Here is an 18,817-nt window from a genome sequence, read left to right on the forward strand (position 1 = left end):
TCAAATGACAAAAATAGCATTTATTTTTCCAGGACAGGGTTCACAAGTAGTTGGAATGGGTCAAGAGTTTGTTGAAAATGCTGCAGAAAGTAAAGCATTTTATGATCGCGCAGATCAAGCTCTTCAATTTGAATTATCTAAATTAATGTTAGAAGGTCCAGCAGAAGAGTTAACACTGACATATCATGCACAGCCAGCGCTACTTACTACTGGTGTAATGGTGGCTGAAAAGTTACGTGCAGCAGGTATTCAACCACACTACGCAGCGGGTCATTCACTTGGAGAATATGGTGCATTGGTGTTAGCAGGTGTTATGTCATTTGATGATGCTGTGTCAATCGTGCATAAACGAGGTCTTTATATGAATGAAGCTGTGCCAGCAGGTCAAGGCGCAATGGCGGCAATTTTAGGAATGGAACTAGAGGCATTGAACGAGGTAACAGAGCAGGTATCAGCATCAGGTGACTCTGTTCAGGTGGCTAATGTGAATTGTCCAGGACAAATTGTTATTTCGGGCACTAAAGAAGGTGTGGATAAAGCAAGTGTTGCTGCCAAAGAAGCTGGTGCAAAACGAGCAATACCTTTAGTTGTAAGTGGTCCCTTCCACTCTGATTTAATGCGTCCATCTTCAGAGAAACTGCAAGCAGCATTGGCAGAGATTTCTTTATCTGCACCTGAAATTCCTGTAATTGGCAATGTGATGGCGAAGGAATTAAAAGATGTAGCAGCAATACAACAAGAGCTAGTTGAACAGGTATACAGTGCTGTTCAATGGGAAGCTTCTATGCGTGAAATGCTTGCGCAAGGTGTTGACGTCTTTATCGAATGTGGACCTGGTAAAGTATTAAGCGGTCTCTTGAAAAAAATTGATCGCTCTGTTGCAACTTATTGTGTTTATGATGAAGCTTCGTTAGAAGCGGTTTTAGAAGCGTCGAAGGAGTGGTCAATTAATGCGTAAATTAGAAGGAAAAGTAGCTGTTGTAACAGGAGCTTCAAGAGGGATTGGACGTGCTATTGCTTTAAAGCTTGCAGAAGAAGGTGCTAAGGTTGTTGTGAACTATAGTGGCTCTCAGGCAAAAGCAGAGGAAGTAGTAGCGATGATTCAAGAAAACGGTGGCGAAGCAATTGCTGTACAAGCTAGCGTCTCTCAGACAGAAGAAGTGACAGCATTAATGGATGCTGCTGTGAAAACATACGGCTCTCTTGATATTTTAGTGAATAATGCTGGTATTACAAGAGATAACTTGCTCATGCGTATGAAAGAAGACGAATGGGACGATGTATTAAATACGAACCTTAAAGGTGTTTTCCTTTGTACAAAAGCAGTCACACGTCAAATGATGAAGCAACGTGCAGGTCGCATTATTAATATTTCTTCCATCGTTGGTGTAGCGGGTAATGCTGGTCAAGCCAACTATGTTGCGGCTAAAGCAGGTGTTATTGGACTAACGAAAACGACGGCAAAGGAATTAGCTTCTCGTAATATTTTAGTTAATGCTATTGCACCAGGTTTTATCGAAACGGAAATGACAGAACAATTGCCAGAGGATATCAAACAAGGTATGCTAACACAGATTCCTCTTGCGAAACTTGGTCAGCCAGAGGATATCGCAAAAGCAGTAGCTTTCCTTGCATCGGAGGACGCAAATTATATGACTGGACAAACGCTTCATATTGATGGCGGTATGGTTATGTAATTTCAATTAGGCATATAAGCTGATTTTTTGTATAATCATTTGAGGGGAGGTGAATCATTTGTCTACAGTATTAGAACGCGTAACAAAAGTAATCGTGGACCGTTTAGGTGTGGAAGAAAGCGAAGTAACGCTTGAAGCTTCTTTCCGTGATGATTTAGGTGCTGACTCATTAGACGTAGTTGAGCTTGTAATGGAGCTTGAAGACGAATTCGATATGGAAATTTCTGATGAAGATGCTGAAAAAATCTCAACAGTAGGTACTGCAATCTCATACATCGAAAGTAAATTAAACTAATTTCGTTAAAACTTTATTTAGTGAAAATAGATCACCTCTAATGGTGTAATGGTCATCGTAATCATACAATGGTTTTATGGTAGCTTGAATAAAGTAGAAATTACTTTTTCTGCATCCCTTGTTTGAAGGAGCAGATTCAATGAATGAAGATGTATTTAAAGGGGACGAAATGGATCGGTTTTCGATCTATTAACGTCCCTTTTTTATGTTAAAAATCTAATGACCAGTCAGCTTCAGACTTCTCTCTCATGGGAGATGCATGCTGTATGAAGAGGAATTTTCGGAAAAATTTCCAAAACATTGTGTTTAAGCCGAAATACTTTTGCATAAACGCCCTGAAAAAGGTACACTAAAACGGTAGAAACTATTAGGAAGGCAGATTTGTTCAATGGCTATGAAAAGAAAAGGAACTATGCAGAAATCTGGCGTACTTCCTGAAAAAGTACGCAACCAATTTGAGCTGTTACAGCATGAATTAAATATCACATTTATTAATAAAAATTTATTGTATCAAGCATTCACGCATTCATCTTATGTGAATGAGCATCGCCGTAAATTATTTACGGATAATGAGCGTCTTGAATTTTTAGGAGACGCAGTACTTGAACTGTCTGTTTCTAAATATCTTTTTGAGAAATACCCAAATATGAGCGAGGGTGAGTTAACAAAGCTAAGAGCTTCCATTGTATGTGAGCCATCACTAGTGATTTTTGCTAACGAGCTAGGCTTTGGACGCTTTGTATTACTTGGAAAAGGTGAAGAATTAACAGGTGGTCGGGAACGTCCAGCGTTGCTTGCAGATGTCTTTGAGTCATTTGTAGGTGCACTCTATTTAGATCAAGATTTACAGACGGTCGTGTCATTTTTAGAACGAGTCGTGTTCCCAAAAGTAGAAGTAGGTGCTTTTTCGCATGTGATGGATTTTAAAAGTCAATTGCAAGAAATGGTACAGCAAACGAATAATGGACTTCTTCATTATGAGATTATCGATGAAAAGGGCCCAGCACATAATCGTACCTTTGTATCAAGCGTATTATTAAATGGACAAGAGCTTGGTATTGGTCGTGGAAAATCAAAAAAAGAAGCCGAGCAGCAAGCTGCACAATGTGCAATGCGGATGATGCGTGAAGAAGCTGCAAAAGAGGAGGCTTAATAGATGTTCCTAAAACGACTAGAAGTGATTGGCTTTAAATCTTTTGCGGAACGCATTGGAATTGATTTTGTACCTGGTGTTACAGCCGTTGTTGGACCAAATGGCAGTGGAAAAAGTAATGTCACAGATGCGATTCGTTGGGTACTTGGGGAGCAATCGGCAAAGTCGTTACGTGGAGCAAAGATGGAAGATGTTATTTTCGCTGGGAGTGACTCTCGTAAGCCACTCAACTTTGCAGAGGTAACACTTATTTTAGATAATACTGACGAGCAACTTGCTTTTTCTTATACAGAAGTCAGTGTAACAAGACGCGTATACCGTTCAGGTGATAGTGAATATTTATTAAATAACCAACAGTGTCGCCTGAAGGATATTACGGACTTGTTTATGGATTCAGGACTTGGGAAAGAGGCATTTTCAATTATTTCTCAAGGTCGTGTTGATGAAATATTAAATAGTCGACCTGATGACCGTCGTTCTATTTTTGAAGAGGCAGCTGGCGTTTTAAAGTATAAAATAAGAAAGAAAAAAGCTGAACATAAGCTTGTTGAAACAGATGAAAATTTGTATCGTGTATTAGACATTCTCCATGAATTAGACAACCGATTAGAGCCGCTTGAAATGCAGGCATCTAGTGCAAGAGATTATGTACAAATGTCTTCTGAGCTAAAGGATTTTGATATTGCAATTCTTGTGCATGATTTTAGAAATTGTGCACAATCTTTGCATGCGCTTAAAGAGGAATTTACGGAGCTTTCTGCAACAGAGCTAGAACAAGCTCAAAATATTTCAATGATTGATAAACAGACCGCTAATATACGTAAGCTATTAAAAGATCTAGATGATTACTTGGATGTTTCGCAGGCTGAGCTTGTCAATGCCACTATGGAGGTAGAGCGTTGGGATGGTCGTAAGGCATTAATGGCTGAAAAACGCCAAAATGCATCGAATCAACTACTACAACTGAATACAACATTACAAGAGGCTAAGGCAGAAGTAGAATTACTCCTGGTTCAAGAACAGGAGAAAAAAGAAGTGTTCTCTGAGAAGCAACAAGCCGTATCAGTATTAAAGCAGAGCATCAAGCAGTTAGAGCAATCATTAAATCGATCTGTGACAGAAATCGAGGAAGAAATAGAAGACTATAAAAATCGATATATTGATTCATTAAATGAAGAAGCAACAGTCAAGAACGAATTGAAAAATATCGATCAGCAATTAGCTCAACAAAAGGCAATGGCGGCAAAAATGTCCGATCAAACAGATGAAATTGGACAAGAGCTTATGCAAATCATTGCTGAAAAAGAAAAGCTAGTGGTTGAACATGCCTTAACAACCAATGATTTACAGAAAAAAATAGAGCAACATGAAACCTTACAAATACAGTTAAAAAATGTCAATATTTCCTTTGCTGAAAAGCAGGATATGTTGTACAAAGCGTATCAACACCAACAACAACTAAAGGCTAGAAAAGATACATTAGCTGAACTCGAAGCTGATTTTTCTGGGTTCTTCCAAGGTGTTAAAGAAGTTTTGCTTGCTCGAGATAAAGGTGATTTACAAGGTATTGAGGGTGCTGTAGCAGAGTTAATCCAAGTTGAAGGAAAGTATTCGCAAGCGATTGAAACAGCTTTAGGTGCTGCCTCTCAACATATTGTCACAACCAATGAGCGTCATGCGCAACAGGCCATTCACTGGTTAAAACAAAAACGGGCTGGACGTGCTACTTTTTTACCGAAAACAGTCATGAAATCACGCAAAATTAATCCAGGAACTATTCAGCTAGCAACTGAACATCCTGCCTTTATTCAAATGGCAGATGCACTTGTCACTTTTAACGAAGACAATCGAACAATTGTTGAAAATCTTTTAGGTAATGTCATTGTGGCATCAAATTTAGAAGGCGCAAGTCAAATTGCCCGATTATGTGGTTTCCGATACCGAGTTGTCACTCTTGAAGGAGATATTGTTAATGCAGGGGGTTCCTTAACAGGTGGTGCACTGAAACAGCAATCCTCACTCTTTACAAGAAAAGCTGAGTTAGATGATTTAATCATTAAGCTAGAATCGTTACAGGCCTCCATTTATAGTGCAGAACAGGCTGTTGCAGCCGAAAAAGAGAAGCTTGCGGTACTGCGAGATCAAGTAGAGCAATTAAAGCTTGAAGGAGAGCAATTACGAAAAGATGAGATGCAACAGTCAAGTCGTATTCGTGAGCTAGAAGTCGTTGAAAACAGCTTATCAGCCAGAGTAACCTTTGCTTCAACTGAAACAAAGGATGTAAAAACACGTGAGGAAGCATTGTTAACACAAAAACAAGCAGCAGAGGAGCGCTTAAATACCCTTGCCATAGAGCTTGTCGAAATCAATGAAACTGTCGAACAATTAAGTAAGGTAAAGTTACAAGGGGAGACAGAGAAAGACGTCTTACGAGAACAGCTTGCCGAAAAGCGTTCACAGTTAGCGGTTATGCAAGAACAAATGTCCCAAGTTCAAATTACAACTGCTGAACTGGCACTACAATTAAACAAAGCACAACAAAAAGTTAAAAATATTTCTCAGGAAATAATGTGGCTGCAATCTGATGAATCGACAAATCATTTAAGTGATGAAGAGGTTGAGGAACAGGTTGCGACATGGAAAGCAAGAAGAGATGCCTTACAAGAGACTATTTCTGAAAAGAAAGAGCAGAAAATAGGACAACAACAAGAACTCTCTACATTGGAAGAACAACTCAAGGAACTGCAACGTATTCATAAAGGATACCTTGAAGCAATTCGTGCCAATGAGTTAAAACGTAATCGTGTAGAATTTGAAATGGATAATTTTATCGAACAACTCGAAGAAAATTATCAGTTAACATTCGAAGAGGCTGAAAAAGAAGCTCTGGCAATAGAAGATGAAGAGTTTGTGCGAAGACGTGTTAAATTGTTAAAAAGATCCATTGAAGAGCTAGGACCTGTTAATTTAAGTGCGATTGAGGAATATGATAGAGTACTAGAACGTCATACTTTCTTAACTGAACAACGGGAGGACTTGCTTGCTGCACAGGAAACATTACATGAAGCAATCAAAGAAATGGATGAAGAAATGACGTTGCGCTTTAGTGAAACGTTTTATGCTATTAGAGAGCAATTTAAACGTGTTTTCCGTGAATTGTTTGGTGGGGGACAAGCTGATTTGGTTTTAATTGACCCACAAAATTTATTGGAAACAGGTATTGAAATTGTGGCACAGCCTCCAGGAAAAAAATTGCAGAATTTAAGTTTGCTTTCTGGTGGTGAGCGTGCACTTACAGCCATTGCTTTGCTATTCTCCATTTTAAATATTCGACCTGTACCATTTTGTATTCTGGATGAAGTAGAGGCGGCTTTAGATGAGGCGAATGTTGTGCGTTATAGCCAGTATTTGAAAAAGTTTAGTCTCGACACACAATTCATTGTGATTACTCATCGTAAAGGAACAATGGAGGGAGCTGATGTCTTGTATGGTATAACCATGCAAGAATCAGGTGTGTCGAAACTTGTATCAGTAAAACTAGAAGATGAACCCGTACTTGCGGAGCAAAGGAGCGAACAAGCATGAGTTTTTTTAAACGTTTAAAAGATAAATTAATGGGTAATCCAGCAGAGGAAGAGAAGCTAGACGCAACCGACAAAGAACAGGAATCTGACCATTCGGAGCCAGAGCTTAAAGAATCAAACGAACCTGCTGCCATTGAGACCGTTGATCTAAAAGTGTCTGAACAAGATGAAGAATCACCAGAAATGGAGATTGTGAAAGAAGTGGAAGCCGAGGCCTCGCCTGAAATAGAAGAAGCACAGCTAGATGTTCAGGAGCTAGCAGTAGTAGAGGATGAACAACTGGAAGAGAAAAAGCCTTCTGCTTGGTCAATAACACAAAAATTCAAGGCTGGTCTTGAAAAAACACGTAATTCTTTTACATCAAAAGTGAATGACCTTGTGGCACGCTATCGTAAAGTGGATGAGGATTTCTTTGAAGAATTAGAGGACTTACTATTACAGGCTGATGTCGGATTTGAAACAGTCATGGAACTTATGGATAAACTGCGTTATGAAGTGCAACGTAAAAATATTAAAGATACAAATGGCATCCAAGCAGTGATTTCTGAGAAGCTTGTCGAAATTTATGAGCAAGGTGAAGAAGATTTAATTGAACTAACTATGCAGCCAGATGGTGAACTAACTGTTATTCTATTTGTTGGCGTAAATGGTGTTGGGAAAACAACAACGATAGGTAAGCTAGCACACCGTTTAAAATCTCAAGGGAAAACGGTTGTATTAGCTGCGGGTGATACGTTCCGTGCAGGTGCTATTGATCAATTACAAGTATGGGGAGATCGTGTTGGTTGTGAGGTTATTAAACAATCAGAAGGCTCTGACCCGGCGGCAGTCATGTATGATGCGATTCGTGCAGCAAAAAACAGAAAAGCAGATGTGTTGATTTGTGATACAGCGGGACGCTTGCAGAACAAAGTGAACCTAATGAATGAGCTTGAAAAAGTTCATCGTGTTATTTCACGTGAAATTCCAAATGCTCCACATGAAGTATTATTAGCATTAGATGCAACAACTGGTCAAAATGCGCTTGTTCAAGCACAAACATTTAAAGAGGCAACGAATGTGACAGGGATTGTTTTAACAAAGTTAGACGGTACTGCTAAAGGGGGTATTGTTCTTGCTATTCGTAACAAGCTGCACATTCCTGTGAAATTTGTGGGTCTTGGTGAGAAAATGGATGATTTACAGCCATTTGATGCAGAAAGATATGTCTATGGATTATTTGCTGATGGTTTGGATAAGGAACTACAAAATAATGATGAGTAACAGCTAACAGTGGCTGAATAGTTTTAAATTGATTGCCATGTATGTCTTCTATTGAGAAAGCTGGATGCTTAGTTTGCTTCAGTTTTTGAACAAAATTGGATAAAATGACACTGACACATAATAGATAAAAACGCTCGATTGTGTATAGGATAATTGACTTGTTTAAAAGCGTAATACTAGCCAAAGGCAAAAAATGCCTGAAAGCTGCAATTTAGGTTTTTAGACAAGGAGATTACCTTGACACAGACGGGCGCTTTTCGTTATGATACAAATGACTAATAGCGGGAGGAGAAACATTCGATGCTACTTGAAAAAACAACACGCATGAACTTTCTCTTCGACTTTTATCAAGCATTATTAACAGATAAGCAAAGAAGTTATATGGAGCTATACTATTTGGATGATAACTCTCTAGGAGAAATCGCTGAATCGTATGGTGTTTCACGCCAAGCTGTTTACGATAATATTCGTCGAACTGAAGCGATGCTTGAGGAATATGAAGAAAAATTATGTTTACTTGAAAAATTTCAACAACGTACCCAAATGCTGTTACAGCTAACACAGGGGATTACAGAAAAAAGTATGACAGCTGAAGAGCAGCTAGCACTTATTGAGCAGTTGAAAGAATGGGATTAGGAGGCGAAAGCAATGGCTTTTGAAGGATTAGCGGAACGACTCCAAGGAACGATCCAAAAGATTAAAGGCAAAGGGAAAGTATCAGAGCAAGACGTTAAAGAAATGATGCGAGAAGTCCGATTTGCTTTAATCGAGGCGGATGTTAACTTAAAAGTAGTCAAAGAATTCGTGAAAAAGGTAAGTGAACGTGCTGTCGGTGTTGATGTTATGCAAAGTTTAACACCAGGTCAGCAAGTTATTAAAATTGTACAGGATGAACTAACAGAATTAATGGGGGGCGAACAAAGTCCCATTAAGTTTAATACGAAGCCACCCACTGTCATTATGATGGTCGGTCTACAAGGTGCGGGTAAAACGACCACTACAGGTAAATTGGCAAATGTTCTACGAAAAAAATATAATCGTAAACCATTATTAGTTGCCGCTGACGTTTATCGTCCAGCAGCTGTCCAACAATTACAAACATTAGGAAAACAGTTATCACTACCTGTTTTTGCGCTAGGTACTGAGGTATCTCCTGTAGAAATTGCACGTCAGGCAATTGAATTGGCAAAGGAAGAGCATCATGATGTAGTGATTATTGATACAGCTGGTCGACTTCATATCGATGAAGACCTAATGCAAGAGTTAAAGGATATTCGTGCATTAAAAGAGCCAGATGAGGTTTTCCTAGTTGTTGATGCCATGACGGGTCAAGATGCAGTCAATGTAGCAGAAAGCTTTAATGAGGCAATCGGTATTACTGGGGTTGTTTTAACAAAACTTGACGGTGATACGCGTGGTGGTGCTGCATTATCTATCCGTTCTGTGACGCAAAAACCAATTAAATTTGTCGGGATGGGCGAAAAAATGGATGCGCTTGAGCCATTCCATCCAGAGCGTATGGCCTCTCGTATATTAGGTATGGGCGATGTTCTGTCCCTTATCGAGAAAGCTCAGGCAAATGTAGATGAAGCCAAGGCCAAAGAATTAGAGGAAAAGTTTAAATCTCAAACATTCACTTTTGATGATTTTGTCGAGCAATTACAGCAAGTCAAGAAAATGGGCCCTCTTGATGAAATTTTAAAAATGCTACCAGGTGCTAACAAAATCAAAGGCTTAGATAATGTAAAAGTTGATGATAAGCAAATGGGGCGTGTAGAGGCCATTATTTACTCGATGACGCCTGCTGAAAAGACCAACCCAGAAATCATTAATGGTAGCCGTAAAAAGCGTATTGCGAAAGGCTCTGGGACATCTATTCAAGAGGTGAATCGTCTCATTAAACAATTCGATGAAATGAAAAAAATGATGAAACAAATGACTGGAATGGCAAGTGGTAAAGGGAAGAAAAAAATGAAATTACCAGGCTTTGATTCATTGTTTAAATAATAATTTTTAGGTGTTAAGAAAAAACACTTTACAAACAACCTAAACATTGATAATATACTATCTTGTGTGAAACTTATTCGGAGGTGCTATTAAAATGGCAGTTAAAATTCGCTTAAAACGTATGGGAGCTAAAAAATCTCCTTTCTATCGTATCGTAGTTGCAGACGCTCGTTCACCACGTGACGGTCGTCAAATCGAAACAGTTGGAACTTACAACCCACTAACTCAACCAGCTACTGTAAACATTGATGAAGAGAAAGCTCTTAAATGGTTAGCTGACGGTGCAAAACCATCAGATACAGTACGTAACCTGTTCTCAGAACAAGGTATCATGGAAAAATTCCATAACCAAAAATTCAGTAAATAATCGGGGGCGACGTCTTTGAAGCAGCTGATTGAAGCAATCGTTTTACCGTTAGTCGATTATCCAGAAGAAGTTCGTATTGAGACGGATGAAAATGCAAATCGAATTGTTTATAAACTTTTTGTTCATCCAGAGGATAGAGGGAAAGTCATAGGCAAGCAAGGGCGAGTAGCAAAAGCGATTCGTACAATTGTTTATTCAGCGGCAGGTAGTCACCATCAAAAGAAGACCTACGTCGATATATTGGATTAATAGAAAAGATTTTCACGCTCTTGCAACAAGTACTAGTGAGTCCTGATAGGTGTGTTTACATGTCGCTTAGGAGTTCGAAGTGGCCTTTTAGTATAAAGCGTAAAATCTGGACGAAAAAGGAGGGAGCTTGTAGGTTCCTTCCTTTTTTTATCTTTTTTTAACATCAGCATATCGCTATGACTGCTCTTTAAGTGGAAAATAAAGCTTAAATAAGGAGTATAGCTAAAGGATATTGCTTATATTATTGTTGACAAGACAAATGCGTCTTAGCTAAAACTACATTCTTCCAAAGCACATCTGCAAGAACGGAACCTTTTTGGGATGAGCCAGATGCTTTGTGAAGATAAGCATGTTTTTACGAGGTGAAATAGAATGGAATGGTTTAATGTAGGTCGAATTGTCAATACGCACGGTATTCGTGGTGAGGTACGTGTATTATCGACAACAGACTTTGAAGAAGAGCGCTTTACAGTAGGAAATAAGCTTGCTGCCTTTAAAAAGGACGATAAGAAGCCAACCTGGGTAACGATTGAATCTGTGCGTCGTCATAAAAACTTTATTTTATTAACTTTTGAAGGCATGAACAATATCAACTTGGTTGAGCCATTTAAAGAAGGCATGTTGAAAGTGACAAAGGATCAAATGAGTGATGATCTTCTTGAAGAAAATGAGTTCTTTTTCCATGAAATAATAGGCTGCACAGTTATTTCTGAAGAGGGCGAAACAATCGGTGTTGTAGCAGATATCCTGCAAACAGGGGCAAACGATGTATGGGTAGTGAAAGGGACTAAGAAAGAACATTATATCCCTTATATAGAAGATATCGTGAAAGATATTGATGTTATAGACAAAAAAATAGTCATTCATGTTATGGAAGGCTTATTATGATGAATATTCATGTATTGAGCCTGTTCCCTGATATGTTTTCGGGCGTTTTTGGTGCATCTATTTTAAAGAAGGCACAAGAAAAGGGAGCTGTAAATTTAGAGGTAACGGATATTCGTACATTTTCAGGGAACAAGCATAATCAGGTTGACGACTATCCATATGGTGGAGGTGCAGGTATGGTATTAAAGCCTGAACCAATGTTTAGTGCAGTAGAGGCTATAACTGCAGGGAAACAGCCACGTATCATATTAATGTGTCCTCAGGGTGAACGATTTACCCAGAAAAAAGCAGAGGAGCTAGCGCAGGAGACCGAGTTAGTGTTCCTATGTGGTCATTATGAAGGTTATGATGAGCGTATACGGCAGCATCTCGTGACAGACGAGATTTCTATTGGCGATTTTGTCTTAACAGGTGGGGAACTAGGTGCTATGACTGTTATTGATAGCGTAGTGAGATTGTTACCTGGTGTCTTAGGGCAAGAGGATTCTCATATCCAGGATTCTTTTTCAACGGGTCTACTTGAGCATCCACATTATACACGTCCTGCGGAGTTCCGTGGCATGAAGGTACCTGATGTTTTATTATCGGGGAATCATGCTAAAATCGAGCAATGGCGAGAGGAACAGTCGCTGAAGAGAACTTTTGAGCGCCGTCCTGACTTACTGGAGCAATACCCATTAACAGACAAGCAAAAATTGTATCTAGAAAAACTAAAAAACAATCGTCTAGATGCTTGATTGCTGAATCTATTTATGATAACATCTAATCTGTACTTCTATGTAGAGTACTGAATTACGGTGTTCCGCTGTGGCATAGATTGCGTGCATGAGCATCTGTCTAAGGAGAGAAAACAATGTCAAACATTATTGCAGAAATTACAAAATCTCAGCTTCGCTCTGATCTACCAACTTTCCGTCCTGGTGATACTGTTAAGGTACACGTGAAAGTAGTAGAGGGTACTCGTGAACGTATCCAAATTTTCGAAGGTGTAGTAATTAAACGTCGTGGTGGCGGAATTAGCGAAACTTTCACAGTTCGTAAAATTTCTTATGGTGTAGGTGTTGAGCGTACATTCCCTGTACACACACCAAAAATCGCTAACTTAGAAGTTGTACGTCGTGGTAAAGTACGTCGTGCTAAACTTTACTACCTACGTAACCTACGTGGTAAAGCTGCTCGTATTAAAGAAATTCGATAATTATGACTTAAAAGTGAGGGGCTTGTGTTCAAGCCTCTTTTCTTTTTGCTTGTCATCTTTATTGACTATCATCTAAAATGGTGTTAGACAAGGGGGCAATTCTCAATGGAAAAACAAGTGAAAGAAAAAAATGAATTATGGGAATGGACAAAAGCACTATTAATTGCATTTGCGATTGCTGCAGTTATTCGATATTTTTTATTTACACCCATTGCAGTTGATGGAGAGTCCATGATGCCAACCCTTGAAGATGGCGACCGAATGATTGTGAATAAAATTGGTTATAAAATAGGTGAGCCTAAACGTTTTGATATCGTTGTATTTCATGCACCTGAACAAAAAAATTACATAAAGCGTGTAATTGGATTGCCAGGAGATACACTAGAGTATAAGGATGATCAATTGTATATAAATGGTGAACCAATTGAAGAACCCTATTTAGATGCCTATAAAGCGCAAATCACAGAGGGCACTTTAACAGAAGATTTCACCTTAAATGACATTGATGTTTCCTTGGATAGCAATACCATTCCTGAGGGGTATATCTTTGTTATGGGAGATAATCGTCGATATAGTAAAGACAGTCGACATATTGGCCTTGTTAACCAAAAAGAAATTATCGGTAATACCAGTCTGATTTTCTGGCCATTTAGTGATATAAAAATTGTAAAGTAATGTAAGAAAGGGAGAGCATAATCACTCCCTTTTTCTTTTAGTTTAGGAGGTATAGCTGTGACGATACAATGGTTTCCAGGGCATATGGCTAAAGCCCGACGTGAAGTAACTGAAAAATTAAAGCTTGTCGATATTATCTTTGAATTAATAGATGCACGTTTACCGCTATCCTCACGTAATCCGATGATTGACGAAGTCATTAACCAAAAACCTCGTCTTTTGATCTTAAATAAAGCGGATATGGCAGATGAACAAGAAACACGGAAATGGGTAGAGTATTTTGCAAAGCGTGGCCATAAAGCAGTAGCCATTAACTCACTTGAGGGCAAGGGCTTACAGCAAGTCACAAAAGCGGCACAAGATATTTTAAAAGAAAAATTTGATCGCATGAAAGCAAGAGGAATGAAGCCTAGAGCTATTCGTGCCATGATTGTGGGTATTCCAAACGTGGGAAAATCTACATTGATAAATCGATTAGCGAAAAAAAATATCGCTAAAACAGGCAATACACCAGGTGTGACAAAGGCACAGCAATGGATCAAAGTTGGTAAAGAGCTTGAACTATTGGATACACCAGGTATTTTATGGCCGAAGTTTGAGGATCAAGAAGTAGGCTTTAAATTAGCTTTAACTGGTGCTATTAAGGATACTATTACAAATATGGAAGACCTAGCTGTCTATGGGTTACGCTTCTTATCTAATCATTATCCAAAGCGTATGGAGGAGCGTTACGGTCTTGAGTTTATCCATGAGGAGTTAGTGGATACTTTTGACCATATTGGTAAGCTGCGTCGTGTATTTGGTCCTGGTGGAGAAATAGATTATGATCAAGTAGCTCAACTAATTGTTCGAGATATCCGTGGATTACAATTAGGTAAACTTACCTTTGATTTTGTGGATGAGCAGTTAGAAAAGGAAACTGAACAATTATAAGTATTTAAAACTGTCACGCGTTCTTTTGTGACAGTTTTTCTTTTAGGAATACATTTTTTAACCGATAATGACTATAGAGAGGAAAATAGTTTTCAAGTTAAAGAGACTACATAAGAACTGACCATGATATAGTTTGAATGAATAGAAGCAAGAAGGAGTACACAATGAAAACCATTAAGGAAATTACAACTGCATTGAAAGCTGCTGAGGAATGGCAAGATTGGATGAAAGAAGTTGCAGCCGATGAAAGAGCAGGTGTACAAAAGGCTTGGCTAACTTGGCAAAAGAGACAAGATAAAAAACATCAATTACTGCAAGAGCATCAAAAAAAAGTTACATTTGATTTAAGTTATGGGGGAACAGATACATTTATTGCGGGTGTAGATGAAGCAGGAAGAGGACCACTAGCAGGACCAGTCGTAACGGCAGCAGTAATTTTACCGACAAATTGTGAGGCACTTGTTGGTCTGAATGACTCGAAGCAATTATCGAAGGATAAACGAAACGGCTTTGCTACATTAATTAAAGAGCATGCCATAAGCTATTTTATTCATTTTCAATCTGCCCAACAAATTGATGAACTGAATATATATGAGGCAACAAAACAATCTATGAAGGTAAGTGTTGAATCATTGTCAACGAAGCCCGATGTTGTTTTAGTAGATGCAATGACATTGCCTATTACAATTCCTCAAGATTCGATTATAAAAGGAGATGCTAAGAGCTTAGCGATAGCAGCCGCATCCATTTTAGCTAAAACGGCAAGGGATGAGTATATGGAGCAATTAGACGAGGAATTTCCAATGTATGGTTTTGGGCAACATGCAGGGTATGGGACTAAGCAACATTTAAAAGCGTTAGAAGAATTTGGACCAACTATTCACCATCGTAAATCATTTGAACCAATAAAATCTATGTTTTCATAAAGCTAAAAAACGGTAGACAATTACACGAAGGAGTAATTGATGAAAGGAGTATGTATATGACAGCCACATCATTTAATCCAATTCAATTGCAGCAAAATGCAATGACTTCGACAAATCAACCACTTGCTTTAAAACAAGGTCAAGTATTTCACGGAACAATTAAGCAATTATATCCAGATCAAATGGCAGAAATCCAAGTAGGTAATCAAAAATTTATAGCTAAACTCGAAGTGCCGTTAAAAGCTGGGGATGCCCACTTCTTTCAGGTAACAGGGACAAATCCACAAACGGAATTGAAAATAGTGACTGGACCGATGGCGCAGGCATCTACACCAAGTCAGCAAATTAATCAGTTGTTAGATTCCATGAATTTGCCTAAATCACCAGAGATGCAGCAATTATTAGGGCATTTTATGAAAGCGCAGCTACCCATTTCTAAAGAACAAATGCTGCAAGCAGAAATGTGGTTAAAGGCCTTGCCAGAGGGTATATCAAAAGTAGATGCTCTACAAACCATTCAAAAAATGATAGAGCTTAAAATGCCTATGATAAACGATGTGTTTCAAGCATTGATGAGTGGTCAAAAGACATCTGGGATGACCGCTATCATGGATAACTTTGCTCAGCTTTTAGCGAAGGATACAACCCTATCTGAGTCATTGAGGCAAAATTTAATGCAACAAGTACAAGCGATTGCCAAGCCCTTTGAAGTAGAAACAGGCAGTGCAGTGCTTGCAAGGCTTTTACAAAGTTTAACGAATAGTGCTGCGACAATGAATGAAAAAATGCAAGCTTTATCAATGCTAAAAGAGTCGGGAATTCTTCCCCAGCAGGCTACATTACAAAACTGGTCAAAGATGAATGAAGCAAAAGCCTTTCAGCCAATACAGCAAGCTGGTCAAGTTATTCAAACCATTCTTGCTACAAAGCCAGAAAATGCTAGTCAACTGGTGGCACAGCTTAAATCATGGACAGAAAGTCAAAATTTATTAACAAATGAGCAAAAACAGCAAATCAATCAGCTGGTGGAACGCTTTAATCAGTTACCAGTATCAAAACAAACGCTAGATGTTTTTGCTAAACAAATGCAGGATCAGCTATTAAAAGCATTTACTCAAAATACAGCTGATCGTTTGTTTACACAAGATGCCCACACACTTTCGATGAAGGATCATTTGTTATCCCTATTTAAACAAGAGGCCCATTCTCCTTCACAGACTGAGGCACTCATGCGCAATCTGGTGAAAAATAGTATTAATTCTTCGCAACCATTTATACAGCAAATTGTGACACAAGCAGATGCACTAGTACAAAATTCGATGGATAGTAAAGCAATGGAACATGCACTTAAAACGGTGTTGAAAAATTTAGGCATTAGCTATGAGGCTACACTCGGAAACAAGTCGGCTGATTTACACATGATTGCGCATCAGCTAAAGCCACAACTCCATACATTATTGCAGGAAACTAATATACCACCTCAAATGAAGGAAGCGGCAGAGATGCTTATGACGCGTATGAATGGAATGCAGCTATCTTCGGGAGAAAATGGTCACCAACATCAGCTCATCATGCAAGTTCCACTTGAATTTTTTGGCAAGAAGATGGATGCAACCTTACAATGGAATGGTCGCATGAAAGATAATGGCAAAATTGATGCTAACTATGCACGCGTATTATTTTATTTACAAATGGCATCTATGCAAGAAACAGTGATTGATATGCAGGTTCAAAATAGAGTTGTCACAGTAACGGTCTTTAATGAAAATTCGGAAATTCAATCACTTGCTGAGCCGTTGAAGGCTGCTTTAAAAATTGGACTGGCTGAAAAAAATTATCAACTTTCAGGTGTGTTTATTAAACAATTTGATAAAGGGCAAACGGAAAAAGTAGGTCCTGTAGTAGAACAGCGAGAGGAGCAGAGTGGGGTGGATATCCGCGTATGAGCGAAGAAAAACTTACTCGAAAAGAGGCAATTGCGCTTACGTATAAGCTTGGTCAATTTGATAGTCCCACTGTTGTAGCAAAGGGAAAAGGGAAAATTGCCGAGAACATTTTGGCAAGAGCAAATGAGCATAATGTGCCGATTTATGAGGATCCTAACCTTGTGCAGTTACTTGGTCAATTAGATTTAAATGAGTCTATTCCTGAAGAATTATATCAGGCAGTAGCAGAAGTTTTCGCATTTATTTATCGTTTGGATCAGCAACATGCGCAAAAATATAGAAAAAATGAATTATTCTGATTATTTTTACAAGCTGTTTTAGTACACAAAATAGAAAAAAACGTCATAATAAGAGAGAAAATTCGAACTAAAGACAAAGTGTAGACTTTATCAGAATCTTTCGTTAGAATAGTCTATGTTAGTAAAACAATTCTATGCAAATGTTTGATGGGAGGATGTATTATGAATATCCATGAATATCAAGGGAAAGAGATTCTGAGAAAATATGGTGTAGCTGTACCAAACGGAAAAGTTGCTTTTTCCCCTGATGAAGCAGTAAAAGTAGCGAAGGAACTTGGCTCAAACGTAACAGTAGTCAAGGCGCAAATCCATGCAGGTGGACGCGGTAAAGCAGGCGGTGTCAAAATCGCTAAAAACCTTGACGAGGTGCGCACATACGCAAAAGAGTTATTAGGAAAAATTTTAGTGACTCATCAAACAGGTCCAGAAGGAAAAGAAGTAAAACGTTTGTATATTGAAGAGGGTTCTGATATCCAAAAAGAATACTATTTAAGTCTAGTATTAGACCGTGCCACATCTCGTGTAACAGTGATGGGATCTGAAGAAGGCGGTATGGATATTGAAGAAGTAGCAGAAACAAATCCAGAAAAAATCTTCAAAGAAGTTGTGGATCCTGTAGTTGGATTAACAAGCTTCCAAGCACGTCGTATGGCGTTTAATATGAATATTCCAGCAAACCTTGTAGGGAAAGCTGTTAAATTAATGTTAGGCTTATATCAAGCATTTATCGACAAAGATGCATCAATTGTAGAAATTAATCCACTTGTTGTAACTGGACAAGGCGAAGTAGTAGCATTAGATGCTAAATTCAATTTTGATGCCAATGCATTATATCGACATAAGGATATTGTCGAATTACGCGATTTTGACGAAGAAGATGCAAAAGAAATCGAAGCTTCAAAATATGACCTAAGCTATATTTCATTAGATGGAAATATTGGCTGTATGGTTAACGGTGCTGGTCTTGCAATGGCAACGATGGATACAATTAGTTATTATGGCGGAAGCCCTGCTAACTTCCTAGATGTAGGGGGCGGTGCAACAGCTGAAAAAGTAACAGAGGCTTTCAAAATTATCCTTTCTGATCCAAACGTAAAAGGCATTTTCGTAAACATCTTTGGTGGAATTATGAAGTGTAACATTATTGCTGAGGGTGTTGTAACGGCTGCTAAAGAGATTGGTTTAGCTGTGCCATTAGTTGTACGCTTAGAAGGTACAAATGTTGAGCTTGGAAAAGAAATTTTAAATGCATCTGGTTTAAACATCGTTGCAGCGGATTCAATGGCTGACGGTGCACAAAAAATTGTGGGACTAGTAGGCTAAGGAAGGCAGGGAGA

The 18,817-nt window shown here is 38.6% G+C and carries 19 protein-coding genes; all 19 read left to right on the forward strand.

Features of this window, described 5'->3' with window-relative positions:
• Positions 1 to 4: 4 nt before the first annotated feature.
• Positions 5 to 958 carry an ACP S-malonyltransferase gene (gene fabD, locus L6W14_RS04670; protein WP_004269419.1) on the forward strand — a complete coding sequence of 318 codons (954 nt, stop codon included), beginning with the start codon at positions 5 to 7 and terminating at the stop codon, positions 956 to 958.
• Positions 951 to 1,697, forward strand: a complete 747-nt coding sequence (gene fabG / locus L6W14_RS04675) for a 3-oxoacyl-[acyl-carrier-protein] reductase (protein ID WP_054550504.1) — start codon at positions 951 to 953, stop codon at positions 1,695 to 1,697. Before fabD ends, fabG begins: the two co-directional genes overlap by 8 nt.
• Positions 1,698 to 1,755: 58 nt before the next feature.
• Positions 1,756 to 1,992 carry an acyl carrier protein gene (gene acpP / locus L6W14_RS04680; protein ID WP_009371143.1) on the forward strand — a complete coding sequence of 79 codons (237 nt, stop codon included), beginning with the start codon at positions 1,756 to 1,758 and terminating at the stop codon, positions 1,990 to 1,992.
• A gap of 388 nt (positions 1,993 to 2,380) precedes the next feature.
• Positions 2,381 to 3,145, forward strand: coding sequence for a ribonuclease III (gene rnc, locus L6W14_RS04685; RefSeq protein WP_004269416.1), 765 nt, complete (start codon positions 2,381 to 2,383; stop codon positions 3,143 to 3,145).
• Between the two features lie 3 nt (positions 3,146 to 3,148).
• Positions 3,149 to 6,730: a chromosome segregation protein SMC gene (smc, locus tag L6W14_RS04690; protein WP_131521911.1), complete on the forward strand. Its 3,582-nt coding sequence runs from the start codon at positions 3,149 to 3,151 to the stop codon at positions 6,728 to 6,730.
• Positions 6,727 to 7,992 carry a signal recognition particle-docking protein FtsY gene (gene ftsY, locus L6W14_RS04695; protein ID WP_237899648.1) on the forward strand — a complete coding sequence of 422 codons (1,266 nt, stop codon included), beginning with the start codon at positions 6,727 to 6,729 and terminating at the stop codon, positions 7,990 to 7,992. The genes smc and ftsY overlap by 4 nt, the downstream gene beginning before the upstream one ends.
• A 300-nt stretch (positions 7,993 to 8,292) precedes the next feature.
• Positions 8,293 to 8,628: a putative DNA-binding protein gene (locus L6W14_RS04700; protein ID WP_054550507.1), complete on the forward strand. Its 336-nt coding sequence runs from the start codon at positions 8,293 to 8,295 to the stop codon at positions 8,626 to 8,628.
• 12 nt (positions 8,629 to 8,640) lie between these two features.
• On the forward strand, positions 8,641 to 9,999 hold the full coding sequence (ffh, locus tag L6W14_RS04705) for a signal recognition particle protein (RefSeq protein WP_048391641.1): 1,359 nt from the start codon (positions 8,641 to 8,643) through the stop codon (positions 9,997 to 9,999).
• Between the two features lie 94 nt (positions 10,000 to 10,093).
• Positions 10,094 to 10,366, forward strand: coding sequence for a 30S ribosomal protein S16 (gene rpsP / locus L6W14_RS04710; RefSeq protein ID WP_004269411.1), 273 nt, complete (start codon positions 10,094 to 10,096; stop codon positions 10,364 to 10,366).
• Between the two features lie 15 nt (positions 10,367 to 10,381).
• Positions 10,382 to 10,615, forward strand: a complete 234-nt coding sequence (locus L6W14_RS04715; protein WP_004269410.1) for a KH domain-containing protein — start codon at positions 10,382 to 10,384, stop codon at positions 10,613 to 10,615.
• Positions 10,616 to 10,987: 372 nt separating this feature from the next.
• Complete coding sequence (gene rimM, locus L6W14_RS04720; protein ID WP_131521909.1) at positions 10,988 to 11,503, forward strand: ribosome maturation factor RimM; 516 nt, start codon at positions 10,988 to 10,990, stop codon at positions 11,501 to 11,503.
• Entirely contained in the window at positions 11,503 to 12,240 is a 738-nt protein-coding gene (trmD, locus tag L6W14_RS04725) for a tRNA (guanosine(37)-N1)-methyltransferase TrmD (RefSeq protein ID WP_066037837.1), read from the forward strand. The genes rimM and trmD overlap by 1 nt, the downstream gene beginning before the upstream one ends.
• 116 nt (positions 12,241 to 12,356) lie before the next feature.
• Entirely contained in the window at positions 12,357 to 12,701 is a 345-nt protein-coding gene (gene rplS / locus L6W14_RS04730) for a 50S ribosomal protein L19 (RefSeq protein WP_004269407.1), read from the forward strand.
• A 105-nt stretch (positions 12,702 to 12,806) separates the two neighbouring features.
• On the forward strand, positions 12,807 to 13,376 hold the full coding sequence (lepB, locus tag L6W14_RS04735; protein WP_048391637.1) for a signal peptidase I: 570 nt from the start codon (positions 12,807 to 12,809) through the stop codon (positions 13,374 to 13,376).
• A 57-nt stretch (positions 13,377 to 13,433) separates the two neighbouring features.
• The gene (gene ylqF, locus L6W14_RS04740; protein ID WP_048391635.1) at positions 13,434 to 14,309 is read left to right on the forward strand and encodes a ribosome biogenesis GTPase YlqF; all 876 of its coding nucleotides are present in this window, start codon (positions 13,434 to 13,436) and stop codon (positions 14,307 to 14,309) included.
• A gap of 164 nt (positions 14,310 to 14,473) precedes the next feature.
• Positions 14,474 to 15,235, forward strand: coding sequence for a ribonuclease HII (locus L6W14_RS04745; RefSeq protein ID WP_131521908.1), 762 nt, complete (start codon positions 14,474 to 14,476; stop codon positions 15,233 to 15,235).
• Between the two features lie 56 nt (positions 15,236 to 15,291).
• Positions 15,292 to 17,181 (forward strand): hypothetical protein, encoded by a 1,890-nt coding sequence (locus L6W14_RS04750; RefSeq protein ID WP_237899651.1) that lies wholly within the window; start codon positions 15,292 to 15,294, stop codon positions 17,179 to 17,181.
• Positions 17,178 to 17,480, forward strand: a complete 303-nt coding sequence (locus tag L6W14_RS04755; protein ID WP_048391628.1) for an EscU/YscU/HrcU family type III secretion system export apparatus switch protein — start codon at positions 17,178 to 17,180, stop codon at positions 17,478 to 17,480. The genes L6W14_RS04750 and L6W14_RS04755 overlap by 4 nt, the downstream gene beginning before the upstream one ends.
• Before the next feature lie 162 nt (positions 17,481 to 17,642).
• Complete coding sequence (gene sucC / locus L6W14_RS04760; protein ID WP_036080495.1) at positions 17,643 to 18,803, forward strand: ADP-forming succinate--CoA ligase subunit beta; 1,161 nt, start codon at positions 17,643 to 17,645, stop codon at positions 18,801 to 18,803.
• Positions 18,804 to 18,817: the final 14 nt, after the last annotated feature.

Source organism: Lysinibacillus sp. ACHW1.5 (genome assembly GCF_022014815.1).
In the GTDB taxonomy this organism is placed as follows: Bacteria; Bacillota; Bacilli; order Bacillales_A; family Planococcaceae; genus Lysinibacillus; species Lysinibacillus capsici.